This window comes from Vibrio ishigakensis, assembly GCF_024347675.1.
Taxonomy (GTDB): domain Bacteria; phylum Pseudomonadota; class Gammaproteobacteria; order Enterobacterales; family Vibrionaceae; genus Vibrio; species Vibrio ishigakensis.
The window spans coordinates 1,267,964-1,292,185 of sequence record NZ_AP024882.1 but is presented as its reverse complement, the minus strand read 5'-3'; the positions used below and the strand labels follow the sequence as shown (position 1 = coordinate 1,292,185).

At 45.4% G+C, this 24,222-nt stretch carries 27 protein-coding genes; 9 read left to right on the top strand and 18 right to left on the bottom strand.

From position 1 onward, the window contains the following. Nucleotides 1–7 precede the first annotated feature (7 nt). A complete protein-coding gene (locus tag Pcarn_RS19690) occupies nt 8–433 on the top strand; it encodes a hypothetical protein (protein ID WP_261836023.1) in 426 nt (141 codons plus the stop codon). A 119-nt stretch (nt 434–552) separates the two neighbouring features. Beyond that, nucleotides 553–1,473 (top strand): LysR family transcriptional regulator, encoded by a 921-nt coding sequence (locus Pcarn_RS19685; protein ID WP_261836022.1) that lies wholly within the window; start codon nt 553–555, stop codon nt 1,471–1,473. Nucleotides 1,474–1,562: 89 nt separating this feature from the next. Here the strand turns inward: Pcarn_RS19685 and Pcarn_RS19680 are convergent, their stop codons facing one another. Next, nucleotides 1,563–2,054 carry a tetratricopeptide repeat protein gene (locus Pcarn_RS19680; protein WP_261836021.1) on the bottom strand — a complete coding sequence of 164 codons (492 nt, stop codon included), beginning with the start codon at nt 2,052–2,054 and terminating at the stop codon, nt 1,563–1,565. 148 nt (nt 2,055–2,202) lie between these two features. Between Pcarn_RS19680 and Pcarn_RS19675 the strand changes: the two genes are divergently transcribed. After that, on the top strand, nt 2,203–2,658 hold the full coding sequence (locus Pcarn_RS19675; RefSeq protein WP_261836020.1) for a hypothetical protein: 456 nt from the start codon (nt 2,203–2,205) through the stop codon (nt 2,656–2,658). Between the two features lie 66 nt (nt 2,659–2,724). Here Pcarn_RS19675 and Pcarn_RS19670 read toward each other — a convergent pair whose 3' ends face one another. Then, nucleotides 2,725–3,039 carry a hypothetical protein gene (locus Pcarn_RS19670; RefSeq protein WP_261836019.1) on the bottom strand — a complete coding sequence of 105 codons (315 nt, stop codon included), beginning with the start codon at nt 3,037–3,039 and terminating at the stop codon, nt 2,725–2,727. Nucleotides 3,040–3,726: 687 nt separating this feature from the next. Between Pcarn_RS19670 and Pcarn_RS19665 the strand changes: the two genes are divergently transcribed. The 3 genes from Pcarn_RS19665 to Pcarn_RS19655 all read left to right on the top strand — a co-directional run bounded on the left by Pcarn_RS19665 (nt 3,727) and on the right by Pcarn_RS19655 (nt 7,793). Next, the gene (locus tag Pcarn_RS19665) at nt 3,727–4,656 is read left to right on the top strand and encodes a universal stress protein (RefSeq protein ID WP_261836018.1); all 930 of its coding nucleotides are present in this window, start codon (nt 3,727–3,729) and stop codon (nt 4,654–4,656) included. Between the two features lie 322 nt (nt 4,657–4,978). Further along, nucleotides 4,979–6,271 carry a DEAD/DEAH box helicase gene (locus Pcarn_RS19660; RefSeq protein WP_261836017.1) on the top strand — a complete coding sequence of 431 codons (1,293 nt, stop codon included), beginning with the start codon at nt 4,979–4,981 and terminating at the stop codon, nt 6,269–6,271. An 832-nt stretch (nt 6,272–7,103) separates the two neighbouring features. Beyond that, nucleotides 7,104–7,793, top strand: a complete 690-nt coding sequence (locus Pcarn_RS19655; RefSeq protein ID WP_261836016.1) for a zinc metallopeptidase — start codon at nt 7,104–7,106, stop codon at nt 7,791–7,793. Between the two features lie 51 nt (nt 7,794–7,844). Here Pcarn_RS19655 and mnhG read toward each other — a convergent pair whose 3' ends face one another. The 8 genes from mnhG to Pcarn_RS19615 form a co-directional block, all read right to left on the bottom strand. Further along, on the bottom strand, nt 7,845–8,141 hold the full coding sequence (mnhG, locus tag Pcarn_RS19650) for a monovalent cation/H(+) antiporter subunit G (RefSeq protein ID WP_261836015.1): 297 nt from the start codon (nt 8,139–8,141) through the stop codon (nt 7,845–7,847). Then, nucleotides 8,141–8,410 (bottom strand): monovalent cation/H+ antiporter complex subunit F, encoded by a 270-nt coding sequence (locus Pcarn_RS19645; RefSeq protein WP_261837322.1) that lies wholly within the window; start codon nt 8,408–8,410, stop codon nt 8,141–8,143. The genes mnhG and Pcarn_RS19645 overlap by 1 nt, the downstream gene beginning before the upstream one ends. A 7-nt stretch (nt 8,411–8,417) precedes the next feature. Further along, nucleotides 8,418–8,894 (bottom strand): Na+/H+ antiporter subunit E, encoded by a 477-nt coding sequence (locus Pcarn_RS19640; RefSeq protein ID WP_261836014.1) that lies wholly within the window; start codon nt 8,892–8,894, stop codon nt 8,418–8,420. Further along, nucleotides 8,891–10,387 carry a proton-conducting transporter transmembrane domain-containing protein gene (locus Pcarn_RS19635; protein ID WP_261836013.1) on the bottom strand — a complete coding sequence of 499 codons (1,497 nt, stop codon included), beginning with the start codon at nt 10,385–10,387 and terminating at the stop codon, nt 8,891–8,893. The genes Pcarn_RS19640 and Pcarn_RS19635 overlap by 4 nt, the downstream gene beginning before the upstream one ends. Beyond that, nucleotides 10,384–10,737 carry a Na+/H+ antiporter subunit C gene (locus tag Pcarn_RS19630; protein ID WP_261836012.1) on the bottom strand — a complete coding sequence of 118 codons (354 nt, stop codon included), beginning with the start codon at nt 10,735–10,737 and terminating at the stop codon, nt 10,384–10,386. Before Pcarn_RS19630 ends, Pcarn_RS19635 begins: the two co-directional genes overlap by 4 nt. Further along, a complete protein-coding gene (gene mbhE, locus Pcarn_RS19625; RefSeq protein ID WP_261837321.1) occupies nt 10,737–13,301 on the bottom strand; it encodes a hydrogen gas-evolving membrane-bound hydrogenase subunit E in 2,565 nt (854 codons plus the stop codon). Before mbhE ends, Pcarn_RS19630 begins: the two co-directional genes overlap by 1 nt. 194 nt (nt 13,302–13,495) lie before the next feature. Beyond that, nucleotides 13,496–13,867, bottom strand: coding sequence for a VOC family protein (locus Pcarn_RS19620; RefSeq protein ID WP_261836011.1), 372 nt, complete (start codon nt 13,865–13,867; stop codon nt 13,496–13,498). Between the two features lie 100 nt (nt 13,868–13,967). After that, entirely contained in the window at nt 13,968–14,624 is a 657-nt protein-coding gene (locus Pcarn_RS19615; RefSeq protein WP_261836010.1) for a CatB-related O-acetyltransferase, read from the bottom strand. Nucleotides 14,625–14,712: 88 nt separating this feature from the next. Between Pcarn_RS19615 and Pcarn_RS19610 the strand changes: the two genes are divergently transcribed. Next, nucleotides 14,713–15,615, top strand: coding sequence for a LysR family transcriptional regulator (locus tag Pcarn_RS19610; protein ID WP_261836009.1), 903 nt, complete (start codon nt 14,713–14,715; stop codon nt 15,613–15,615). On the opposite strand, the gene Pcarn_RS19605 is transcribed toward Pcarn_RS19610, so the two are convergent. Then, the gene (locus Pcarn_RS19605) at nt 15,612–16,826 is read right to left on the bottom strand and encodes a peptidoglycan DD-metalloendopeptidase family protein (RefSeq protein WP_261836008.1); all 1,215 of its coding nucleotides are present in this window, start codon (nt 16,824–16,826) and stop codon (nt 15,612–15,614) included. The two genes, Pcarn_RS19610 and Pcarn_RS19605, sit on opposite strands and share 4 nt — an antisense overlap. Before the next feature lie 169 nt (nt 16,827–16,995). On the opposite strand from Pcarn_RS19605, the gene Pcarn_RS19600 reads away from it, so the two are divergent. Beyond that, on the top strand, nt 16,996–17,856 hold the full coding sequence (locus Pcarn_RS19600) for an aspartoacylase (RefSeq protein ID WP_261836007.1): 861 nt from the start codon (nt 16,996–16,998) through the stop codon (nt 17,854–17,856). A 217-nt stretch (nt 17,857–18,073) separates the two neighbouring features. On the opposite strand, the gene Pcarn_RS19595 is transcribed toward Pcarn_RS19600, so the two are convergent. Next, nucleotides 18,074–18,931, bottom strand: coding sequence for a LytTR family DNA-binding domain-containing protein (locus tag Pcarn_RS19595; RefSeq protein WP_261836006.1), 858 nt, complete (start codon nt 18,929–18,931; stop codon nt 18,074–18,076). Between the two features lie 103 nt (nt 18,932–19,034). Between Pcarn_RS19595 and Pcarn_RS19590 the strand changes: the two genes are divergently transcribed. Then, entirely contained in the window at nt 19,035–19,682 is a 648-nt protein-coding gene (locus Pcarn_RS19590) for a porin family protein (protein ID WP_261836005.1), read from the top strand. 78 nt (nt 19,683–19,760) lie between these two features. Here Pcarn_RS19590 and Pcarn_RS19585 read toward each other — a convergent pair whose 3' ends face one another. The 6 genes from Pcarn_RS19585 to Pcarn_RS19560 form a co-directional block, all read right to left on the bottom strand. After that, nucleotides 19,761–20,201 (bottom strand): ankyrin repeat domain-containing protein, encoded by a 441-nt coding sequence (locus Pcarn_RS19585; RefSeq protein WP_261836004.1) that lies wholly within the window; start codon nt 20,199–20,201, stop codon nt 19,761–19,763. Between the two features lie 122 nt (nt 20,202–20,323). Then, the gene (locus Pcarn_RS19580) at nt 20,324–20,704 is read right to left on the bottom strand and encodes a SpoIIAA family protein (protein ID WP_261836003.1); all 381 of its coding nucleotides are present in this window, start codon (nt 20,702–20,704) and stop codon (nt 20,324–20,326) included. 73 nt (nt 20,705–20,777) lie between these two features. Continuing rightward, nucleotides 20,778–21,212, bottom strand: a complete 435-nt coding sequence (locus Pcarn_RS19575; protein ID WP_261836002.1) for a GNAT family N-acetyltransferase — start codon at nt 21,210–21,212, stop codon at nt 20,778–20,780. Nucleotides 21,213–21,216: 4 nt separating this feature from the next. Continuing rightward, nucleotides 21,217–22,014 carry a class I SAM-dependent methyltransferase gene (locus Pcarn_RS19570; protein WP_261836001.1) on the bottom strand — a complete coding sequence of 266 codons (798 nt, stop codon included), beginning with the start codon at nt 22,012–22,014 and terminating at the stop codon, nt 21,217–21,219. 98 nt (nt 22,015–22,112) lie between these two features. Then, nucleotides 22,113–23,480, bottom strand: a complete 1,368-nt coding sequence (locus tag Pcarn_RS19565) for a sensor histidine kinase (protein WP_261836000.1) — start codon at nt 23,478–23,480, stop codon at nt 22,113–22,115. 17 nt (nt 23,481–23,497) lie between these two features. After that, nucleotides 23,498–24,220 (bottom strand): response regulator transcription factor, encoded by a 723-nt coding sequence (locus Pcarn_RS19560; protein WP_261835999.1) that lies wholly within the window; start codon nt 24,218–24,220, stop codon nt 23,498–23,500. Between the last annotated feature and the right edge of the window lie 2 nt (nt 24,221–24,222).

Here is a 24,222-nt window from a genome sequence, read left to right as displayed (position 1 = left end):
ACCCCCAATGAAAAAATCACTTATTGCACTGAGCCTTTTGGCCGTTACTACCTCTGCTTTCGCAGCTCACACACCGAGCAAAGAGGTTCAGCAACTTGACCAAAACATGGCTCAACTTGAGACTGTTACTGACGCAGAAATGCTAGTAAACATCGACACAGACCCTAACTTTGAGCAAGTTGAAGTGTCAGGCATTATCGTAGCCGAACACCATGAGATGTATATTTCTCGTAAGCTTGCGAAAAAGATGGACTTGGAGAAAGTTCGCAAGTTTTTTGTTTATGACATGCACGACCTAGACACTCTGAGCGTTAAAATCGCAGAACGCATCGATGCCGATCAACCGGATTACTTCTCTGTAGACTTGTACAAAAATTACATCGGTGATTCAGGCGTATACCACTACGTTGCTCGTGTATACGAGTACAAATAAGCATATAATTTTTAAAGAAAAATGTTAGCTCGCTGTTCATCAGCGAGCTTTTTGTCTATTACTTAATGAGGCTAAAGGAATGCCCAAGTTTTAAGAATCACACAAGGCAAGCACACTCTATGAATTTTAGCTTTGAACAACTTCTCGCTTTCGTGACCGTTTATAACGAACGCTCTTTCAGCAAAGCAGCAGTTAAACTCAACAAACACAGAACCACCATAGGCCAGGTGGTAACAAACCTTGAAGACCAGTTAGCCGTTTCATTGTTTGAGCGCATCGGTCGCTCAGTGGAGCCAACCGAAGATGGCGAACTTCTTTATCACTATGCCAAACAGACCATTGAGCAGGCTCGCACCTTCGATAAGGTAGCACTTAGCCTCTCTTATGGCGGTCTAGAAAATATCACTATCGCCTACTCAAGCGTAATACCTCACAAGGCACTATCTGACATCAGGCTTCAACTGGCCAAAGATTTTCCTATGATGCGGGTAAACTTTATCGTTAGGAATAAGAGCCAAATCAAACAAGGATTACAAAGTGGTGAGATACACTTTGGCTTAGTAAACGTGCATGACAGCCGTGCTATACACAGCCTAGATGCCACCTTCCTTGGACACCTCGAATTCTTAGCCTTTGTGCAAAAAGGCGGAGTGCTATCCAAACTCAAGTCAGACAAAGCCATCGCCACTCTCAGTCGTGAAAGGCAGTTCGTACTTCGCTCTCTAGTAGAGGAAGGCATGAGAGATAAGGTTGTATTAAGCTCAGAACATGAAGAAGTTGACCAACTAGCTCTGATCATCAAGATGGTCGGTTTGGGACTTGGATGGACGTTGCTACCAAAAAGTATCGTAAGGTCTAAACACGTTAGTGAAGATGTCGAAATCTTGAAAGTCGATCAAATGATAGAAGGCTTCAAATTTGGTATGGCGCTATGGTGTCCTCACTCTAAACAGATAAGTGACATCAAGAAGACGATATTGAAAGCAGTACACACCTTCATTGATGAATCAGCTGCCGCAGCCGCTGCAGCGGCTAAATAGTACAACTGTCGTGTCCCTAAACTAACTATCTTTTTTTACCACTTTAAAGCCAAGGACACGGTTTTGATTGCCTTAAACGACTGATACCCTCAGTCGTTTATTTTTTCTGACACACCAAAGAATTGCTCCGGCTCTTTCTCTTTGCCATTATCAATCACATAGCTAAGCTCTTTTGCCAGTCTTGGGTTCATTTTATTTAGACGAGCTAGATCCTCTTGCGCCATTGCTTCATTACCCATCTGAACGTACAAAACGCCTCGGTACATGTAGGGTTCTGATAGCTTCGGATTAATTTCGATGGCCTTGTTGTAGTGAAAAAGCGCTGTGTTGTAATGAATCTCACCCTGCTTTCTCAAAACGTAAGCAAGATTGTTATGTGCTTCCGCCCAGTCCTTGTCTCGTTTCAAGGCGTCTCTAAACTTGCGCTCCGCCTCACGAAACTCATTGTCACGCATCAGTTCCACGCCTTGATTGTAGAGCTTTTCAGACTTCGTCAAACTGCTAAAACTTGAACCAGAACCTGCGGCATATGCACCTACAGACAGAATGGTTAGAAGAGAAAATAAGAATAGCCTTTGCATAAACGATTCCTTGTTTTTGTATGACTCAAATAAGGTTTACGCATTGAGCTCTGCTGTTGTTCATTCCTATAGTTTTCTTTCATTGAAATTTTGCGTACTTAATACCATTAATGTATGATATGTTCACTTTTCAACTGTGAGAACCAAAATGAAATCGCTACCAAAGAACAAAACTCAACTCGCCGAGATCATGGGGATAGATCTCCAACAAGGCACAGATGTGTATACATGGGATTTGGAAACAGAAGATGTCATTGTCTTTCTTGTGGCTCAAGACGAATTAAAAGAAATGCAGGAATTGGTAGAGCTGATGTATCGCGTAGAACCTGGTTCAAACCATGTTCGAAAACAAAATTGTGAAGATAGACTGGCTCGAGTGAATAAGGTTTTATTCAAGGAAAAGCGCGGATATATATTGGTTCGAGCAGATAGCTTGCCGGCAGAAACCAGAGACAGCCATCAGTGGAAATTGGTGAACGGTTTAACCGTATATCCGATAAAAAGTAGTTCAGTCACCATGGGGCCAGATAACCGAGGCGAAAACTGGGTCGGATGGCTAGAGTTCGACTACATCAATGGAACCCATCTTACAAATATCCTTTAAAAGGCGATGAAAGCAGTGCTTTGAAACAACGCTGCTTTCAATACCTATCTTCATTTTGCTATCCAATTAGCGGTCTACTTTGTTCTTGTGTTTCAAGTGGAAATCTGGAAGTGAATCTACAGGTACAGACCAGCCTATTGCACCTGGTAGGTCATCGTGATTAGGGTCGATAATTTGAGCTGTGTTATCTACGCGCTCTACTTTCTTGTGCTTTTTGAAAGTGAAGTTTGGTAGAGAATCTGCACCAGCAGTAAGCCCAATACCTGCTTCTGGAAGCGCGGTCTGCTCGTTTGCGGTTTGGCTAGTGTCACGAGCGAAAGTAGAAGTGCTCATTACAGCTGCAACAATAAAGGTAAGTGCGGTTTTGTTTTTAAGCGACATGGTCGTCTCCGGTTTGTTCAAAATACGCGCACATCTTAATGTTCAAACCGAAACTCAATAACTCACTTTAGACTGATCTCATCCGTCAAAACGAAAAAGGGTGAGCACCATGCTCACCCTTTCACGCTAAACCAATTCAGTGGGAGGTTGACCCTCTTTTTGCTCCCTAAAATCAGCGCTCCGGAGATCTAGGGTTTGACTGTGTAACTCATAAGCGTCGTAGCGACATTCTCCAATTTCATGTCTTGGACAAACTCCAATGCCGTTGCGAGAGACGAATTCACTGTAACAAGATGGGCAAACTTTCATAGTTCCTCCTTAAGATGTTCACAGCACAGTCAGTGCTAAAAAATAGACTCTAACCCTCCTTTTCAACCTTATACTTAACTTACGCTAACGCGATATGGTGACAGTAATATGACTACCACTTTGTGGGTATACGGGTAAGTTTGATGCTAAGATCATATTAGAAAATTTCTTATAAAAACCCAGCGTCACCTTATTGATATAAGCACCTGATATAAATAAGAAATAGCTGAATTGCAACAATAAGAATTTTTGAGCATTTTAGCTGCGTTTGAACCCATATGGAGGTGAAGATAAAATGAACGAATCAGTGTAAACAAGAGCCTCGACAGGCGTTGTACTTGTTCCTAATCAACCTGCTTTGACACTTAGGAGGTAGGAATGAAAAAGTTTAAGAACATACTTTACGTCAGCCACGGACTGAAGAGCCACAGTGACTCCATAGGACAGGCATTAAGACTGTCTCACAATAATAATGCTCCCGTTCAGGGTTTGTTGTTTTGCCCATCACTACCATCTAATCTCTCCGAATATCAGGCCAGTTACGAAAACTCTTTGGTCCATTCCGTTAATCAACAGATACAAGAAAGCCGTTCAGTACATGACATTAACGAGGAGTCCGTTCCCTTCCCTCTGGATGTGGTATGCGGTGAAAACCCTGCGGTAGATGTTATTCAGGCCGTTCAGAATGCCTCACATGATTTGGTCATCAAAGACGCAGAGCCTATCGACGGAAAAGGTTTCAAAGCCATCGATATGACCTTACTTCGAAAATGCCCTTCAGCTGTGTGGTTAAATAGACTCACTCATCAACCAACAAGTAAGCGCAGAATCGCCGTAGCGGTCGACCCTATGATCACCGATGACGAGCACAAAGCTCTAAGCCTTCGCCTTCTTGAACTCTCAAGTTCAATCGCACACAGTTGTGGCAGTCGTTTGCATCTGCTCTCCTGTTGGGAGCACCAACTAGAGCGATATCTGCAAGACCATGCTTGGATCAAGATAGAGGACGGTGAGTTGGACAAAGAAATTGAAGCCGCCAAACAGACCCACCGAGAGGCGTTAGATCATCTCGTCACCGAATCAGGGATCTCTGGCGACATCGTTGTACATCACCTTCACGGAGAACCGGACGAGCTGATACCTGACTGGGTAGACGAGCACGAGATTGATGTTTTGGTGATGGGTACACTGGCTCGTACCGGTATCCCGGGAATCGTTATTGGCAATACGGCTGAGAACATCGTACAAGCGGTTAGTTGCTCTCTAGTCGCTCTTAAACCACCGGGGTTTGTCTCACCTGTTCGCTAGAGATAGCGCTTTGAAAACCAGGTGCGTCTAATTATCGTACTTTCCAACGGCACAAGAAGAGGAGCTACTACTATGCTCCTCTTTTAATTGATTGACCGCAATTCAACTTACTTTTTTCGTACCCAGATTCCTAATTTGAAGACCAAATTAGATAAAACATCGCCTCCTTGGAACTTATGCTCATTAAATCTTCGTATTTTCAAACTTATTACGACGATTTGGCATAAAACCTGCCGTTCCTATACAGTTTGTTCTACAATCTGCGACCGTTATTTTGGTTATGCTTTACGTGATCGTAGCCGTTTGATTTAGGAACACAACAATGTCATTTTCATCTCAAAACTTTTCTCCAGAAATTGTGAGAGCACTGTCTGAGTGCGGCTACGAAAAACTTACTCCTGTTCAGCAGAAAGCAATCCCACTCGCTCGCAAAGGATACGATATCCTAGCGAATGCTCAAACAGGGACTGGCAAAACCGCTGCATTCGCTCTGCCGATTATTCAGCAACTATTAGACAAGAATAAAGCTAATAACCATTTTCAAACGCGAGCATTGATTCTTGCGCCAACTCGTGAATTGGCGGCGCAGATAGCGCAAAGCATTGAAGATTATATCAAGTACACATCATTAAGTGTTTCTGCCATCTATGGTGGCGTGAAAATATCGTCTCAGATTCAACAGCTGAAGAACGGTGTCGACATTTTAGTTGCAACACCAGGTCGCTTAATAGAGCACCTAGACGAGAAAAGTGTTTCCCTACAGAACCTTGAATTCTTGGTTTTCGATGAAGCCGACCGTATGTTAGACATGGGCTTTATTTCATCTATTGAAACCATTATGTCTGGTGTTTCAACAAAGCCACAGACTATGCTCTTCTCGGCAACGTTCTCTCCGCAAATGAACAAACTAGCGGCCAAAATGTTGAGCCAACCGAAAAGAGTATCCGTGACTCAAGAAAACGCGACGGCAGACACTGTCGCACATGTTGTCTATCCGGTGGACCAAGAAAGAAAGAATGAAATGCTATCTGAACTTATTGGTCGCAAGAATTGGAAACAAGTATTGGTCTTTGTGAACTACAAAGAAACGGCCAACATGTTATTGAAAGAACTCAAACTGGACGGTATTAAAGCAGTGCTATGTCACGGTGATAAAGCACAGAGTGCCCGCCGTAGAGCGCTCAGCGAGTTTAAAGAAGGCAAGGCACGTGTGATGATTGCAACCGATGTGGCTGCTCGCGGTTTAGATATTAAAGGCCTTCCACACGTAGTGAATTTCGATATGCCATTTTTGGCTGAGGATTATGTTCACCGTATTGGACGAACAGGTCGAGCTGGCCAAAAAGGACACGCTGTATCTTTTGTCAGCCGTGAAGAAGAACTGACGTTACAACAAGTAGAGTCGTTGATCGGTCACACGATTCGACGCGTAGAGCAAGCAGGGTACGAGCCAAAAAACCGTGATGCCCTATTGCGAAAAATGCACAGTAAGCCAGCCTTCAAAAACCGCAAAACCCGTACGAACAACCCGTCTGATACCAGTCAGGGCTCTGCTGAGAGAAGCGCTCGAATACGTAATATGGTGAGAAATAAAGCGGCAGGCAGTAAGAAGTAAGCGCATCAACGCACTCTCAACGCCTGTAATGCAAATCAATCGGCGTTGAGATTTCATTCTTCGGATGCAATGACCGTCGGTTCAGTATTGCTTTTATCTAGGGCAAAAATTCAGAAATACTTTCTCAGTTCAATGAGTAGACATAACAGGTTTAAAGTATCGAGCTATACAATTTGGACTAGGGAAATGCTCTAAGATTTCTTCGAAAAGAGGTTCATTAAACACAAATTTAGTCCCTTTATCCCCTTCAAGTTCAAGAAAGGTAATACCTAGACGACTCAACTCCTGACGGATTGCGTCTTTTGTTTTAGGGGCTACAGTTTCTGCAATTGGTATACTCTGATAAATCACTCTCAGCACCTTATAATTTCGTAAAAACCTATGCTAGTTGCATGTTGCTTTCTTGCTCTTAGTTTTTTCGCATTCAACACCACATGCTTTTGCGAATCGCCTTGAGTTCTGTCTTACAATCAGGAAAAGTAATGATTTGAGCGTAGAATCCTCCACGCTCAAACCAATTAAACTACCTAGCGCTTGGCACCCTTGCTCGAGATGACTGGATACGTTTGTAGTTGATTCAGTCTTCAACCTGTGGAGTAGTCTATGTGCACAAAGCGACAATCAAAAAGTAGTAAGTATTAACATATTTAATAGGTGTATTTGAGGTGCGGGAAAGATGGTTCGTTCCGGTCGAAAACAGCCTACCTCGGACTGAAACGCCAAAACGGAAATGCCGCATTCAAGCTACCCCAGTATCGACAAGCATCTGCTACTAATTTCTATGCGTATAATGTTTAATAGCCACACAATTGCTCATAACATGCTGATTTAAATGATCTGGATAATCATAATACTCATAGTCGCGACAGTCGTTTTCCTACCGAGTTTGTGGGTCAAGCACGTAATGGAAAAGTACAGACAGCCGGCAGATCGCTACCGCAATAAGGGAAGCGGCAGTGAGCTTGCTCGGCACCTACTTGACAGCTTCGGCTTGGACAACATCAAGGTAGAGGAGACCTCTGCCGGTGACCACTATGATCCGGCCGACAAAGCTGTACGTCTGACACCAGACAACTACTCGGGCTACTCACTGACTGCAGTGACCGTGGCTGCTCATGAAGTGGGACATGCCATTCAGGATTCACGTTCAGAGCCCTTGTTTCTGGCGAGACAAAAACTCGTGAAGACCGCAATAGTGGGCGAGCGCATTGCAGGAATGATGCTAGTGGCTGCTCCGATCCTCCTAGTGCTAACCCGCGTTCCGCAGGCAGGAGCGCTGACTATGCTGATCGGTGTTGTTTCAATGGCACTGAGTACCCTTGTACACCTGTTGACACTACCCGTGGAGTTCGATGCCAGCTATGGTAAAGCTCTACCAATCCTAGAGAAAGGTGGCTACCTGCATGATGGTGACCTAAAGCATGCGGAGAAAATTCTCAAGGCAGCGGCTCTAACCTATGTCGCGGCTTCGCTAACCAGCTTATTAAACTTGGGAAGGTGGATTGCGGTGCTTCGTCGTTAATGGCTGCTTAAGTTCAGAGGTTTAGTAAACGAATAACCTATCCCTGCTCCACTACTTTTCTTTCCGCCAAATCTTATAACCGGTCTGCTTCATAGCTAGGCCCAAAATATGTGCGGCCACAGGCGCAGTTAAGAACACAAATAGAATCGTACCCAGCACTCGTGAGATAACGCTGATTTCAGGAATGGCGAATGCTAGTGCTAGGAGCAGTAAGCTCAACCCGACCGTGCCGGCCTTGGTGGCACTGTGCATTCGGGTATAAAGGTCTGGCATTCTAACTATGCCTACACTGGCTATAACCACGAAAAAGGAGCCGAGAAGCAAAAGCACCATAATCAAAAAGTCCATCACTCCTCCCCCGCATCTTTAATTTTTGCGATGTAGCGAGCAAAGGCTATGGTGCCTAGAAAAGCCACTAGCCCCAGTGTAATTGCGATATCCAGCAAGGCTTTTTGTCCACTGTACAAGGTATATAGGGCGATAAAGCCAATGGTAATAAAGGAAATCAGGTCCAGTGCCACCACTCTATCGGCTAGAGTTGGTCCTTTGATTAGTCGCACCAAGGCAAGTAACAAACTCAAAAACAGCGCGGTGGCGCTCACGGAGATGACCATCATTAAATATTCACTCACGGGTCACCTCCAATATCCTTCTCTCCAAGCCGTTTTTGATTTCGTCAATAACCGCCTGATGATCGGGAGCAAACATAGCATGTACAACAAGATGCGTTCTATCGTCTGTCACATCTAAGCTCAAGCTACCAGGAGTAAGAGAAACCATATTGGCAAGAAGCGCTATCTCAAGATCGCTCGAGACATCCAAGGGCACGTAAATGATATCGGGGTCACTTAGATGTGTCGGCGTTAATACATCCCAAGTTACCCTAAGAACGGAAATAACCATCTCATACACAAAGAACCCAATGAGTCCTATGATCCCTGCAAGGCGTTTGAAGTAACTAGAATTCAGTCCGAACGGCTGACTGAGCCTTAATGCAAAGAACCCTACCAGAAATCCCAGAGCGAAGTTTCCGATGTTATAGCTACCGTTAAGAAGCATCCAGGCAACGGCTAGGAACAGGTTTAATAAGAAATAAATCATGTCACCCTCCCTAACACCGCTTCCACATATCGAGTTGGGTTTAACAGTTGTTCAGCGGCCAGCACTGCAAATTGATAAAAAGGTTCGGCCCCTAAACCAATGATCAAACTGATCAAAGTAAAGCTAGTGATTGGAATGAGATATAAAGCGTTAGTTGTTTTGTCCAAGGTTTTAGGCTCAATAGCGTCATGGTTCGCCTTCCAAAATGCTTCACTCCAAATCTTAGTCATAGAGAATACGGTCAAAAGACCAACCAGTAAGGCAACGCCGGCAAGCAGGAAGTATTCGGTTTGAATACTGGCCTTAATTACTAAGAACTTACCCCAAAAGCCGGACAGAGGCGGAAACCCTGCCAGTGAAAATGCTGGCACTAAGAACATAAGCGCAAGATACGGCATGGCTTTATAAGCCCCGCCTAACTTCTCCAATTGGCTAGAGCCGTATCGTTTCTCTAGATAGCCTCCAATCAAAAACAGGTTCGCCTTCACTATGATGTGATGGATGATATAGAAGATAGCGCCGGCGATTGCGATTGGCGTAAAAATGGCTAGGCCCATGATCATATAGCCGATCTGGCTAATGATATGAAACGAGAGGATCTTTTTGATGTCGTACTGACTGGCCGCGCCCAGTACCCCAGTTAACATGGTCAAGCCTGCAATCCATATCAGAAGCGGCTGCCAACCACTGACATCGAGAGGGAAAATCAAGGTAAACACCCTAATAAGGGCATAAACACCCACCTTGGTCAGCAGGGCGGCAAACAAAGCCACTACTACGCTGGGCAATGTATGGTAGGAAGCAGGTAGCCACGCAAACAGAGGAAATAGCGCAGATTTGATGGCAAACGCAAACAACAATAACGCGCCTAGCACCGCTTGAGTATCTTTAGGTATCAGCACTGCTTTCACATGAAGATCTGCCATATTCAGCGTACCCGATGCCCCATACACCAAACCGATAGCGAGCAAGAATACCAAGGTAGAAATCAGGTTCAGTACCACATACTTAACCGCGCCATCTATTTGTACTTTTGGGGCATCCAGTACCATCAAGCCAAAAGAGGCTATCAGCATTACCTCAAACCAGACGTAGAGGTTGAACAAATCCCCAGTCAGGAACGCGCCGTAGACACCAGCAAGCAAGACGTGAAATAGCACGTGATAGAGGGTGTAAGAGCGTTTCTCTTTCAAATCAGCCATAGCGTAAATAACGATACCCAATCCTATGATAGCGGTGATAATCACCATGGCAGCTGAGGTGTTATCGGCAATAAACACTATGCCAAACGGAGCCATCCATTGCCCAAAGGCAACAGCTTGTGGGCCAAGCGCTGAAATATCCGAGAGCAAAAGCCCAGCCACTCCAAATAAAACGACAGCCCCACCAACACTCACCCATTCCACTGCCCTAGCCTTGCGACGTAGAAAGAACGCCAGCACAGCTATGCCAAGTGAAACAACGACAGGTAGGGTGAGAAGCACTGAGGTCATTTATCCTCCTCAGACGCTTTCATCTCATCAACATCCGCAGAGCCGGTTTCTACATTGGCCCGATACAGAAGCATGAGTGCGAATATCAACAGGCCAAAACCAATCACTATTGCAGTGAGTATCAAGGCCTGTGGCAAGGGGTTCGCCGCGCCTTCTGCGGGCAAAGAGCTTCCCAATTCAATCAGAGGTGGATTACCCGGGGTTAGTCGCCCAGCAGTGAAAATAGCGAGATTGATTGCACTGCTGATTAAGATCAGGCCATAAAGCAATCGAAGCACATGCCTTTCTAGCATCAGGTAGACACCAATAGCTACGAACACACCGACCACCAAACTCCATAACACTTCCATCAGTCCAACCCCTCATTCAAATGAAGCAGCATCCCCATTACCCCGCCGATAATCGCAAGGTAAATCCCCACATCAAAGAGCAAAGGTGTCCCTAGCGGCAGAATGTCTTTCCACCAAAGTCCAGTTAAGAAAGGCAGATTAAACAAAAGGGCTAATGCACCTGCAGTAAGGCTGAGCAGAACACCAAACATGGCAATACTAAACGGGGCATGATTTATCCTATTTCGCACATATCGAGGAGATTCGGCAAACATCAGTAGAGAGAGACCAATCACTGCAATCAAGGCTCCAATAAACCCGCCACCGGGTGCATTGTGCCCTCTGAGAAGTAGATAGAAAGAGAAGACCAGCATGAGCGCCGCAACGATATGAGAAGTGGTAGCAAAGATCAGCGAGTGAATACGGCTCGGCCTTTGCTTCTTAGTTTTAAGCAAACTGACGGCAGACAGGCCGGCAATCACTACAACTATCACTTCTCCTAAGGTGTCTATGGCTCGAAAGTCCACCAAGATGACGTTCACCACGTTTCGGCCATGACCGCCGGGCACACTATTCTGGGTAAAGAAGTCAGCAAGTTCTGTATCCAGCGGAGTTGACGTTATGGTGATTAGGATAGCGGTGACGGAAAAACCTATTACCCCAGCCACGACCATATGAAATGCGCGCCTACCAAGGCTATGTTTTGGAACTGAGCCAAGTGTTGGCATGTGCTTCAACACTAATACCACAAAGATAACCATCAGGGTTTCCACCAAGAGCAAGGTTTTGGCGACGTCTGGGGCGCTGTAGAGCATAAACACCAAGGTTGTCATAAAGCCCACTACACCAAGAGCGGCTACTGAAAGTAATCTATAGGTGGAAATAGCACACAAAAGTGCAGCACCAATTAAGATTGCCGCTAAACCAAATTCATACAAAGCAACCTGCTTGAGACCAAGAGACAGATGGTTGTAAACGGATAGAGGCTGGCTAAGCAGCAATACTGCCAACACGCTAAAGAAACCGAGCACATAGAGACTGAGACGCTTTTGTTGCAACAATCGAGTTTGCCACTTGGCTATCGCAAGCATGCCCTCAAGCAGCGCGTCAAACGCCTTATTGGCATCTGGAAAAGAGATTGCTTCAAATCTCTTGCTGAATGCCGTCATTGCTAGATATAAAACGATGCCCAGCACAGTAGTAATGACACTCAATAAAAGTGGCAGATTGAAACCTTGCCACAATTTAATGAGCTCTGGTGTCGTTGCGGGACTTATTGCCAGTGAACTCGGGCTAATCAAATGAGTATTAACCCAATTAAGGCCGTACTGCGGAAGCAATAAACTGGCGAAGGCCAAAAGAATTGGCGGCACCCACAAACCTATGTCTCTTTCAACCGGTTTGCTAACGACGCTTTCGGCCGGTTTTTGTAAGAAAGGTTTGATGACCAGAGCGAGCGCCAATGCCACCATAATCGCGTTGACCAAAAGCAGTAGTATGGCTATCCACAAGCCGGACTCTAAGCCCGCTTTGTACATGTACTCCTTGCTAATAAAGCCCATCATGGGCGGTACACCCGATTTTGAAAGTGCGGCTATGCCAGCGGCAACCAAGCTCAGAATGAGCAAAGACTTCAATCCACCCAGTATTCGAATATCTCGCGTGCCTGTCGCCTTATCGATATTACCAACCACCATGAACAAAGACGCTTTATAGAAGGAGTGCGCCACGATAAACAGCATCGCTGCTGCAATGGCAAGCTCCGTCCCGACACCGAGAAGCAAGGTGAGTTTACCCAAGGCCACATTAGTACTGTATGCCAGCATCAACTTGAGATCGGTCTGTTTGAGAGCAACCAAGGCGCACCATAGCGCGGTAACTCCCCCGAAAAGCATCAGAGTAACAACCCAAACCTCAGTGCCACTATAGATGGGCGACACCCTCGCTAACAGGTAGATACCTGCCTTAACCATGGTTGCAGAGTGAAGATAGGCACTGACCGGAGTCGGCGCGGCCATTGCGTTTGGTAACCAAAAGTGGAATGGAAATTGTGCTGATTTAGTAAACGCACCGAGAAGTATCAGCACAAGTGAAGGCATAAACAGCGAATGATCTTGGAAACCAGACGCCCTCTCAACAATCTCGCTCAGCTCATAGCTTTGCGCCATATGCCCAAGAATGATAAGTCCAGCCAGCAAGGCTAGCCCGCCGGAGCCGGTCACTATCAAAGACTGGAGGGCATTTTTTCTAGACTTGGGATTCTCATGATTGAAGCCAATCAAGAGATAAGAAGTAATGGTGGTTAACTCCCAAAACACAAACAGAAGCAGGATGTTGTCGCTCAGCACCACGCCAAGCATGGCGAGCATAAACAGAGTTAGATAGAGGTGGAACGAGAAACGAGACTTGGTGCCTTTCATATAAGACCAAGCGTAGGTCTGTATCAAGACACCCACACCACTGATTAGCGCGGCGAACAAAAAGGACAGTCCGTCTAGGTTGAAAGAGAGGTTAATACCAAGGCTAGGAACCCAATCGTACGTCCATCGGCTCCCTTGAGGTTGATACTCAAGCCACAAGAAAATGACGATGAGTAGAGGGAGCAATGCAAATACTAATAAACTAGGCTGACGACCACCTTCATACAGCGACTGATTACCTTGTGCCATCGGTTCCTTAAGATAGAAACTGTACTAAACCAGTAGGTGTAATACCGCACAAAATACACCCAGAGCGCATTCTTACGCATCAAGGCGTGGAAAAGTTTACCCCTAAAGTATTATTCACTGTAGACGCTAACTTCTATCAGGTTTCTATCTGGGTCGAGAAAGTAGACCGATTGTATTGGACCGACCGCACCTGAGCGCATTACTGGTCCCTCGTTGATCTCAATATTCTGCACTGTGAGATGTTTTACTATCTCATTCATGCTCCAATTCGAGATCAAACAGACATCTCCTGAACCCACACCTGCCTTATTTCTAGGCTCTTGCCCTAAAGTTTGCAAGTTGATCTTCTGGTTACCAAAGCGCAATGCCCTGCGACCATTGTTCATAGTGATGGCTTCCATTTGAAGAACGCGAGTATAAAACTCTACCGAAGCATCGATATCGGAAACGGTAAGAACGATATGATCAATATGGCTTATCAAAACAAACCCTCTCAAATAAACTCGAAAAACTCAGCCTCACATTAACGAGCCAAAATTACAATAATCTCAGTCTAATCAGCTAATTAGACTGAGATAAACGTCAAGATAACCCAGACTCTAGGTAATACCTTTCGAGTCTTTTAATATCACCACTGCAAAGAATTGGCATCGCACCTTTAAGCAACTCAAGAGGCCAATTCCACCATTGGATGCGTTCTAAGACCTCGATTAACTCATCGTCAAAACGCTTTTTCACCATATGGTTGTTCCCCACCACCACAGAATAAGGCTCAACATCCTTAGTAATCACAGAACGCGCGCCAATAACTGCGCCGTTGCCTATACGCACTCCCGGCATAATCATAGCTTCAGTACCAATCCAAACATCATTACCAATCACGGTATCACCGGCACGTTTGAAGCCACTTTTCACGCCATTACCAAACTCTGATGAATCGAAAGGAAAAGTAGAAATCCAATCAATGCGATGACCTTGGTTGCCCGCCATCATGAAGGTCGCACCGGATGCAATGGAGACAAACTTGCCAATGCGCAACTTATCCACTTCACCAAAAACACCGCTGTTCCATTCGTCCTGAGTTACGCCGTCACCTAACAAGTAACGAACGGCATGCTCTTCAAAGCTTTTATCGTGATAAAAACCGGAATAATAGCTGTGATCTCCAACCTCAATATTAGGGTTAACGACTTGCTCCTTAAGATTTTGCCCCGCTAACCAAGTTTCAAATTGCTTCATTTTGCTACTCTCTTTACTCAACTTGCTTGCAGTATAGATAGCCCCTATTCTTTCCAAAAGTATCAATTTAGAACAACAGAATTACCATATGGAAATAAAGTGGTTAAGCTATGTCCCGCTGTATATCGCCTTGTGTGAAGAAAAAAGCATCGCAAAAGCGGCAAACAGACTTGGCTTCTCAAATGCGCATGCCAGCAGACAACTGAAACAGCTCGAGGACATACTCAAGGTCCAACTGATACAAAGGACCACACGTCAGTTCAACCTCACCTATGACGGTTTGGCTTTCTATCAGAAAGTGAAAGCCCTCTATTTCGAGGCAGAATCCATAGATGCCCAGTTTGACTCACAGCAGGAAATTAAAGGAAGATTAAGAGTGGCGGCGTCGGCCTCTTTCGGTGCTTTTATGCTATCCAAACCGCTAGCCAGCTTTAAGCGACAATATCCTGAGATAGAACTTGAGGTGATGTTTACCGAAAAGCCTTTAGAGTTGATTGAAAACGGTTTTGATATCGCATTCTACCTGACCGAACTTCCACCTGCTGGCTATATTGGCAGACGAATAAGAGCCTTAAAATGTAAGCCGTATGTATCAGTGAACTATCCAAATTTAGAAGTGATCAATCATCCTAGGGAGCTGATCAATCACCGCCACATCTTATACAAAAATAGCGAGTTCACTTTAGACCAATGGATGTTTCAACATGTCCAAAACAGTGACAGGGTTGAGGTGTGCTTTGAGAACTCAATCAGCGTTAATCTGGTGAGTGCTATGGTGGACGCTCTTGTTGAGGGATGTGGTATCGCTATGCTTGACGAGTTTGCCCTCAGCCAGCTAAGTAAAGAGCAAAAGAGTGACATAATCGAGCTGCTTCCAGATTGGGAAACAGACTCCATCTTGCCACTCTATATGCTTTATCCGAAGCGGGAACACCTAGCCCCTAGGACTCGGTTATTCGTCGAGAGCTTCAAACAAGTGCTTGCCAGTTAAACGCCTTGCTCTACCCGTTTATCGAACTCTGATATACGCGCTGCGAACGAAGTTTTATCTTCTTCAGAGATTGAGCTTGCCATTGGCAGATCAGCTTTCATTGGGTCAACCGCACGGTTACGCACCAGTACCTCAAAATGCAGGTGAGGACCGGTAGAGCGTCCTGTATTGCCAGATAGAGCAATCTTTTGTCCACGCTCAACATAGTCGCCTCGCTTAACTAGGAACTTATGCAGGTGCAGATATCGAGTGGTATACACACTATTGTGTTCAATAACCAAGTACTTACCCGCAAATGGATGATTGCGCACCGCCACTACTCGGCCATCACCGGTTGAGTAAACTGGCGCTCCCGTAGGCGTAGCAAAGTCAGTACCATTGTGTGGGGATACGCGACCCGTGACTGGGTGCACACGTCTTGGGTTAAATGGTGAGGTGATACGTCGATATTGTGGATCGATAGGATAACGGTTAAATGCGCGCTCTAGGCTATTACCTTCTCGGTCATAAAAGCGACCATCATCGGCAAGAAATGCCGACACTTCACCGCGTCTGAGTTTAAATGAAATGCCTTGGATCTCTGTGTTGCCTGTTGGGTGATCACCCAGATATTGCTTCTTCACCAGCACATCAAACTTATCACCTGCTCGCAACTCACGAGCGAAGTTCACTTTGTCATAAAGCACTCGGGTAATGTTGGCGATTTGGTTGGAGTTCAAACCCAGTTTATAGGCAGACATAGAGAAACTGCCCTCAACCGTGCCTGAATAAAGGATTTCGCGCCACTCGCCCGGTTCTTCAATAAACTCGTAAACAAACTCCCCACCCTCAACTTGAGTATAGGTAGCGCGTTCAACTAGGCTGATGTGATAGGTAAGCTTTTCTATCTGTTTAGTGTCTGGGTCGATAACGAACTCTAGGTGATCCCCTGGCTTGATGGTATCCAGTTGAAGCGGAACCTCATCGGCTGACAAAACCTCTTGCATATTGCTATATGGAAGTTCCCATGCAGAAAAGATATCGCTGAGTGTATCTCCGACTTTAACGAAATAGTGAACCCGTACAGGTTGAGGCTCAACCTCTTGTAAAACAGGTGCAGGAGTAACAAGAATTTCAATTTCTTCGGCTTCTTTCGCTGGACTAGGAATCAAAAAGGCAAGTAAGAAGGCGACTACAGCGATGGCCAAAGCGATAAATTTAAAGTGTTTCATGGAAAAGATGTTGCGCTACAAGAGAAATGATATGTTATAACATTGCGAGATATTTAAACACCCTCAATATGAGCCTGAGAGCCTAATGCATGCACCCGAACTTGGGCAATGACATTACCTCTCATTCGCGTCAATATTGTGTAACTTTTTATTTTGGATCAATTTTCACATGGAAAAACTCAACAAGGTTCTACTGGTTGCAGGTACTCACGGCAATGAACTCTCTGGCATCTATCTGCAAAAACTCATCAAAGACAACCTATACCCAGCGGATAGAAGCAGCTTTTCCACCAGTTGCATATTGGGCAATCCAGAGGCGGTAAAAAGAAACGTACGTTTTGTTGAGTCAGACCTAAATCGCGAGTTTGGTGAAACTGGTTCAGATACTTTAGAGGGCAAACACGCTCAAACGCTGAAGCAGCAGCACGCTAGCACTAAAAATCAGCTTATCATCGACCTTCACAATACCACCAGCAATATGGGGGCAACTTTAATCCTGCTCTCTGGCTCAGATTTCCACAATAAGATGGGTGCCTATGTTAAACAGCGTATGCCGGAAGCCAACATCTTGTTCGAGGACCGAAAAGGGTGGAAGCAGCAACCTTACCTTTGCTCAATGGGAGATCATGGAATCATGATTGAAGTGGGCGCTCAAGCGCACGGCTCACTCAAATTCGAGACATTAGAGCTGATGAAGAAGATGCTAACCGCTGTATTGGATTTTGTAGAAACTCAAAATCTCAACAAACTAGAAGCCCTGCCGGCCTATGACGCCTTTTTCTATATCGAAGAAGTCGCAATCCCACTAGATCATGACGGTATGCGTGCAGCCACAGTGCACCCTACCATTTGTGGGCGTGACTTCGAGCCGGTTAAACAGGGCGAACCTCTGCTTGCTACCTTCGCTGGCTACGATGTGTATTGGGAAAAGAAACAGGATATCTACCCGCACTTTATCAATGAAGCAGCCTACAGCTCAGCAAATATTGCTATGGCTTTGGCGGAGAAAAAGCGCGTCTTGGCTGACTAGGAAATCACCTTGGTCGCCAAAAATATAACGAGGGATGTCAACGCATCCCTCATCAAAACCAAAATACACGAGTCACCTTTGACGCCAAAGCAACTCAACATACCACGAAGAATAAATCTCTAGTCCGCAGAACTATAACTGGGGAAAGTGGCTAACTAGAGCAGTCTCAATAAGTTGGTTTAAAACAATTTTTGCTTTCCTGACATTGAGACCATTCTCAATGTGAGTCGGCATTTGACTGAAGCGCTGCAACAAACTCCAGATTCCTTCGACTAACCGGGATACTTTCACCGTTATTCAGAATCAATTCACCTTGCCTTCCCTTTCGAACGAAAGATTTTGTTGCGTCGTTTGCGACCCAATAGGATCTGTGTGGTTGATAACCCATGCTCTCACCCATCTCACTAATCGCATCACTTAGGTTGTAGAGAATAAGGGACTTTCCCTTTGGTGTAACGACCAATAGATAGTGCAACTCTGATTTCAGATAAATGGGCCTGTCCTGGATACTTTCTGGTAGCAAATTCATAAATGGCCAGTCTAAATAGGCAGAAGTAGGTTCAAGACTGGTATTCGCTTTGATGTTCTGTCTTTCAACAGACTCATTCTCACTGATATTTTGGATAGCTCGACTCTGGAGGGTTTGAAGCCTCAGCCCTAGCACCCAAGGAGAGTTGATGGCTAGCCAGCAGATAACAGCCGGAGGAGCAACGTTTGACAGCTCATTTATCCAAGCGGTCAACAGGTTATCTGTAAACTTCTCTGCCATAAAAATGGTGTCGAGGCACAGTGCCACTGGAGAGAAAAACAGTGCCCCAAAAGCGCCGGAAATGAACAGTTTGAACCAAGGGTTGAGGGATTCGAACTTTGCCAATCTAGACAGAGCTAGGTGGCAAACTAATATCGTAGCCATTGGTCCTAGGGTCTGAAGTTGCCATTGAACGATACTCAGTCCAAACCCCCAAGCACTATCTGGGGAAGGTACGATAAAGGCGAACAGAAAACCAAGTAATGAGGCAATAGCAAAGAAATACTTTGATGGAGATACATCTCCAATATCAATCTGCCCTTTCATGTAAAACCTTGCCTATTGGTGCATTAGCGGTGACATTAGCTGATCTAGCGAAAGATCCTTTTCAGTATGACACACATACCGATAACAAAAGGAGTAACTGAAAATGATCAGGAAAATCACCACACTAATCTTAATGAGCTTAATAACGCATATCGCTGCAGCAAACGAAGCTGGAAATTGGTTTATTCGTCCCTTCGTGGGCTACAGCTTTATGTCAGATCCCAGTGCGAATAGTGAAGGTATCGGCGGTGCTAATGGGCCTTTGCAGGTAGAACTTGATAATGGTTTTAACGCAGGTACTGGCATCGGATATCGCTTCACTCGCAACTGGGCTGCTGAGATCGCATGGGAATATCGTAGCAATGACAGTAAGGTCATCACTGCAGACGGCCAGAGCTATGACGATGGTAACTACGCGTCCAATCTATTCTTTGTAAACGGTATCTATTTCTTCGATACGAAAAGCACTTGGAAACCCTATCTAGGAGCAGGTTTAATTTGGGCACAAGAGATCGATATTGACTTGGAAAACGCCGGACAAGAGCAATCATTTACAACCGATGGCGATATTGGTTATCAGCTTTTTGCAGGCGTAAACTACTCATTTGCACCGAACTGGTCACTTCAAGGCGAACTCAGATATGGCGCAGTCACTGGGTTAGATCTAGTGGGTGAAGGCAACGACGGTGTTATCAACAATATTGACTATAAAACCACAACCGTTCAGCTTGGCGTTGTTTATTATTTCTGACATCGATTAACTCAAACAAGAAAAGTGCCAAATGAAGTCTGGCACTTTTCATACTTCAGCTAAATCGATCAAATGGTTCTAATCTAGTCCCTCAAGATACTCAACAATATCGCTCTTACCCTCTGCGCGCGCTTTATCAAGCGGTGTATTGCCATCGAGCCCTTTTATGGACAGATCGCCACCGTTTTCGATAAGCAGTTTCAGTGCAGGTAGATTATCCGCCCATACCGCATCGTGCAGTGGAGTGTAGCCGTTTCTTGGCCCTACTGCGTTCACATCAAAACCTGCGTCAATCAAGAGCTTAACGATCTCTAGGTTTTTCTGGAACATAGCGGCATGCAGCGCAGTGCCACCATAAGAGTCTCGGGCGTCTGGATCAGGGTTATTTGCCAGTAACTCTACCACTTCCGCTTGGTTGCCATTATATGCAGCTAAATGGAGCTCATCGCTGCTCATTACCTTAAAAGCGAGCCCTAATGACGCGATAACGAGTAGAGATAAAGTGACGATCTTTTTCATAGTAAACAACCTAGAAGCCCGAGAATTAGGCATTCATACTAACCTGCACGCATATACATGGTAGTAGCCATTGGGTAATGCTTAAGATAACTTCAGGTTAATGATATTAGGGTCTGTTGACCTTAGTCCTTGAGCCAATCAACAGCATCGTCATAGCTTTGGAACGATTTCATCTCACCACTGATGAACCAGCCTCCAACCTTAGATGCCATCTCCTGCCAGTTTTTATCACCAAAGATAGCCACCTTCTCAATCTCAAAGCCGAGTTTCATTCCTAATCGAAAATCATCCCAAGCTGCTCTGAGCTCCCATCCAGAAAACTCAGACACGTCCACCAGCATCTTGATATGTTTAGGATCAACACCTTGTAAGGCAGACTCTAATACCTGCGTCATTGCTTGGTAGTCTTCATGGGTAAGCTTACCCGTGGCTTTAAACACCAACACAAATTCTGACTCTATCCGCTCTACCCCAAGGGAGATCCCATGTCGTTTTACAGTCATAGTGCTTTCCTCAAGTAACCTTAAACTACCTTTAGCTTAGGGGAACGACTGTAATCAAATTGAGAGCCAGTTATCAGATTTCACCGTTATTAAAATCAGATTGAAATACGCGTTGAGATTTACTGCCGCTAAAGCCTAATCCTTCATAAAACCGATGAGCTTCTGTTCGTTTTTCATTGCAGCGCACGCGAAAAATGCCTTTATGTTGCTCGCAAGCATACCGTACCAGAGCCTTGCCTAATCCCAGCCCTCGAACACTCGGTTTCACGACCAAACCTCCAATTTCATAGAAACTTGGCGAGGCTAACCGATTGGCACGAAAGATATGGATCCAACCTACCAGCTCTCCCTGATATTCACACACGTAAACTTGGTCAACACTCGACTCAATCAGAGTATGCAGCTTTTCAGCCGCCTCACCTTCTGTGAGAGCGTCATACCCAAGATGCTTTGATACGCGATTGATCTCCACGGCATCGTCAAGAACCGCTTCCCTTACTTTATGCACTCGCTTACCCCCTTTTTTGGGCAACGAGCAAACCATGATTGCTTGCACCCAACAAGCTTGGCTCTTTGCAGGTTTGTAGATGGTATTCAAGCCACGCTTGATATTGAGACGGAGTAAAGTCATTCACGCCAGCGGAGAGATAACGAGAGAAACCATCGGTTGCGGCATGCTCTAAAAGAGCAAAATCGCTGTCCGTGACTAACGTTTCTATTTCCTCAGGAGTAGCAAAATAACCAACCCTAAAAAATCGAGGCCAGTCTGGATGAGAGACAGTGCCATAGCGATGCAGCTCTTCTAGCACTCGAGCTGAAATGAGATTGGGGAACTTCTGCGCGAACATACCCGCAACGAAGAAACGAGAAATATAAGCCACGGCCAGTACTCCACCAGGCTTTAGAATTCGCTTCGCCTCAGCCATCACTTGCTCACGTTCAGACTTCTGTTTTAGGTGATATAGGGGCCCTAATACAACGCAGAGATCTTGCGAATTGGATTCGATAAAAGGCACCTCGCAGGCATTGCCTTCATGGATATCAAGCTCAAGGCCCAGCATTTGAGCCTTGTCTCTCATCATTGTGATTTGTTGAGGCACCAACTCTACCGCTGTGACTGTATGTCCATCACCAGCAAAGGTCAGTGAATAACGACCGGTTGCGGCCCCTAACTCGCACACGCGTTTCGGTGTCTGCAAGTACGGAGTCAAAAGGTGCATAGTGGTATCAAATTCCAGCTGAGCGATATATTGCCTTGTTAATCTGGCATCTTCGTCCCCGTCAGCATACTGCGCAATCAGTTCTTCCAATCTTCTATCCCCGTTTAGATTCCCTTACTAAAGGCTAATTTACGTCGGAAGATCAATTATTTACAGCAGAACCTTGAGTGAATGTGCACCACATCAAACTAGACAGCAGGCAGGCTAAAGCGTTGTTGATATTCGCTATCAGACGCTCTAGTTTCCAAGTGGCTATGATGAAGCATGAGTATGGACTGGACTATTTTCACCCCAACTCCCAAGGAGCCAGACTCTGAGTCTGCTTGAACGCGGTTGATGAAGGTAAAGTCTATGTCCCCTTCTTTTACTTCGGCTACGCATCTGATCTCAGAGTTATTAGGGCTGTGCCTGATGGCATTTTCGAACAAATTCAACACCAAGCGCTCCAGTAACCCTCTTTCGCCCACGGTTTGAAGCGGTTCAGTCAGTTCAAGACTCAACGTGAGACCTTTGCGATCCAGCTGAGTTTTCACCATTTCTGCGCACTCTTTCAGCATCGGTGCAAGCTCAACTAATTTAAACTCATAACTTGGCAAAGAAGTCTCTTGTCTGGCTTGATTGAGCAGTGATTGAAGTTGCTCGGACAATTTTACGCAGTTTCGAAAAGCGACATCGATCAGTGGATCAGACTTAGGATTTTGCAGTTGCCAGGTTTCAAGATAACCCAACACGCTCGAAAGAGGCGTTTTCAGGTCATGACTTAGTTGAAGTAGGCTCTGTCTTTGATGTGAGGACTGATACTCAAGATGCAAAAACTGCTGCTGAATATGCTTTGCCATCTCATGATAGGAATTAGCAATGGGCACCAACTCCGGCACTTGATGAACAAAATTAGGGTCTAACCGAAACTCATGCTCTGCCTGACTTTTTAGCTCTTCTGTGACTCTTTCAATTGGGCTTAGCAGGTTCTTTCTCACCAAAAGATAGGTACCGATGGCAAAGCTCAAAATGGACAGCAGAACTAGGCCGGCAAGGGCAACATAGGGAGTATCCACCTCAGCATCGGCTATTTCGCCGTGGCGCGTACTTCCTATCACCACATACAAATACCCCATGATGTTGTCGCCCTCTCTGAGCGCCGAGACTGAAAACACCTTCTTGTCGTCTGGATTCCGAGGGTCGTCCCCCAAAATAGGAAAAGGCTCGCCTGCTAGGTATCGGGTTATTGGGGCGACATCGACGCTCGGCTGCAACTCAGCACCTTCAGGAGACGCATGAGTGGTGATATTGCCATTGGCATCGAGGAAGTAGATCTCAAAATCAGGACCAAGCAGCATCAAGGTATGGAAGATAGATTTTAGAGCAACGGGGTTATAGTCCGCTCCAATCATTAAGGGATTATCTTCGCGCATATGTGTAGCGAGGTCTTTATGCAGATTTTGTTTGGTGCGAAGCTCAATGGTTTCCTTCTGCCAGTTATAGGTTACGGCAATCAAAGCAACCGCTAAGCAAAACCAAAGAGTGGTAAAGACTAATAATCTTGATTTAAAGCTCATCCCTAACTCCTTGGCTCTTATATTCTGGGTTGAAACTTATACCCTACGCCCCACACAGTTTGGATGAAGTGATGACTGGAATCCTTAACGCTCAATTTGCTTCTTAAACGATTGATGGTGCTACACACGGTGTGGTGGTATCCCGCATGATCCGTGTTCCACACATGGTCTAAAAGCTCATCCTTGCTGTATACACGACCCGGTTTAGTGGCGAGAAATTTGAGTAAAGTAAACTCGGTGGCGGTAAGGGTTACGTCTTTATCATGTAGCGAGACCTGATGCAGCTCAGGGTCGATGGTTAACTCTCCAAAACTAAGAGAGTTGGGTGTTGATATGGTTTCTTTCGAAGGACACGCTTGGCTTGCACGGCGCAGTATATTTCGCACCCTAGCCTGAAACTCTAAAACACTAAACGGCTTGGTGATGTAGTCGTCTACGCCGGCTTCTAGCCCTTCCACCTTATCCATTTCACCATCCCTCGCGGTCAACATAAGAACCGGCGTCCAATTGTTTTGTTTTCGAAGCTGGTAGCAAATATCTAAGCCGTCCCCATCGGGAAGTCCCCTATCCAACACCAAGAGATCAAACTCCTTCTCATCGACAAGTTCAGAAGCTGCTTGAAATGATGGTGTGGTATGGACATTTTGTCCTTGGAACTTAAGGTGCATCTCTACCAACTGTGCTAGGTCATGATCATCTTCTACCAATAAGATATTGGCGCTCGAGTTGTCTAATCCCATGA

What these genes read in the sequence shown, in the direction of transcription:
- Pcarn_RS19635 (WP_261836013.1), bottom strand. Translation starts at nt 10,387, where the DNA reads ATGACCTCAGTGCTTCTCACCCTACCTGTCGTTGTTTCACTTGGCATA.
- Pcarn_RS19630 (WP_261836012.1), bottom strand. Translation starts at nt 10,737, where the DNA reads ATGGAAGTGTTATGGAGTTTGGTGGTCGGTGTGTTCGTAGCTATTGGT.
- Pcarn_RS19670 (WP_261836019.1), bottom strand. Translation starts at nt 3,039, where the DNA reads ATGTCGCTTAAAAACAAAACCGCACTTACCTTTATTGTTGCAGCTGTA.
- Pcarn_RS19560 (WP_261835999.1), bottom strand. Translation starts at nt 24,220, where the DNA reads ATGGGATTAGACAACTCGAGCGCCAATATCTTATTGGTAGAAGATGAT.
- Pcarn_RS19660 (WP_261836017.1), top strand. Translation starts at nt 4,979, where the DNA reads ATGTCATTTTCATCTCAAAACTTTTCTCCAGAAATTGTGAGAGCACTG.
- Pcarn_RS19640 (WP_261836014.1), bottom strand. Translation starts at nt 8,894, where the DNA reads ATGATTTATTTCTTATTAAACCTGTTCCTAGCCGTTGCCTGGATGCTT.
- Pcarn_RS19585 (WP_261836004.1), bottom strand. Translation starts at nt 20,201, where the DNA reads ATGAAAAAGATCGTCACTTTATCTCTACTCGTTATCGCGTCATTAGGG.
- Pcarn_RS19605 (WP_261836008.1), bottom strand. Translation starts at nt 16,826, where the DNA reads ATGAAACACTTTAAATTTATCGCTTTGGCCATCGCTGTAGTCGCCTTC.
- Pcarn_RS19690 (WP_261836023.1), top strand. Translation starts at nt 8, where the DNA reads ATGAAAAAATCACTTATTGCACTGAGCCTTTTGGCCGTTACTACCTCT.
- Pcarn_RS19590 (WP_261836005.1), top strand. Translation starts at nt 19,035, where the DNA reads ATGATCAGGAAAATCACCACACTAATCTTAATGAGCTTAATAACGCAT.
- Pcarn_RS19600 (WP_261836007.1), top strand. Translation starts at nt 16,996, where the DNA reads ATGGAAAAACTCAACAAGGTTCTACTGGTTGCAGGTACTCACGGCAAT.
- mnhG (WP_261836015.1), bottom strand. Translation starts at nt 8,141, where the DNA reads ATGGACTTTTTGATTATGGTGCTTTTGCTTCTCGGCTCCTTTTTCGTG.
- Pcarn_RS19665 (WP_261836018.1), top strand. Translation starts at nt 3,727, where the DNA reads ATGAAAAAGTTTAAGAACATACTTTACGTCAGCCACGGACTGAAGAGC.
- Pcarn_RS19565 (WP_261836000.1), bottom strand. Translation starts at nt 23,480, where the DNA reads ATGAGCTTTAAATCAAGATTATTAGTCTTTACCACTCTTTGGTTTTGC.
- Pcarn_RS19685 (WP_261836022.1), top strand. Translation starts at nt 553, where the DNA reads ATGAATTTTAGCTTTGAACAACTTCTCGCTTTCGTGACCGTTTATAAC.
- Pcarn_RS19645 (WP_261837322.1), bottom strand. Translation starts at nt 8,410, where the DNA reads ATGATGGTCATCTCCGTGAGCGCCACCGCGCTGTTTTTGAGTTTGTTA.
- Pcarn_RS19610 (WP_261836009.1), top strand. Translation starts at nt 14,713, where the DNA reads ATGGAAATAAAGTGGTTAAGCTATGTCCCGCTGTATATCGCCTTGTGT.
- Pcarn_RS19680 (WP_261836021.1), bottom strand. Translation starts at nt 2,054, where the DNA reads ATGCAAAGGCTATTCTTATTTTCTCTTCTAACCATTCTGTCTGTAGGT.
- Pcarn_RS19595 (WP_261836006.1), bottom strand. Translation starts at nt 18,931, where the DNA reads ATGAAAGGGCAGATTGATATTGGAGATGTATCTCCATCAAAGTATTTC.
- Pcarn_RS19580 (WP_261836003.1), bottom strand. Translation starts at nt 20,704, where the DNA reads ATGACTGTAAAACGACATGGGATCTCCCTTGGGGTAGAGCGGATAGAG.
- Pcarn_RS19655 (WP_261836016.1), top strand. Translation starts at nt 7,104, where the DNA reads ATGATCTGGATAATCATAATACTCATAGTCGCGACAGTCGTTTTCCTA.
- Pcarn_RS19675 (WP_261836020.1), top strand. Translation starts at nt 2,203, where the DNA reads ATGAAATCGCTACCAAAGAACAAAACTCAACTCGCCGAGATCATGGGG.
- Pcarn_RS19615 (WP_261836010.1), bottom strand. Translation starts at nt 14,624, where the DNA reads ATGAAGCAATTTGAAACTTGGTTAGCGGGGCAAAATCTTAAGGAGCAA.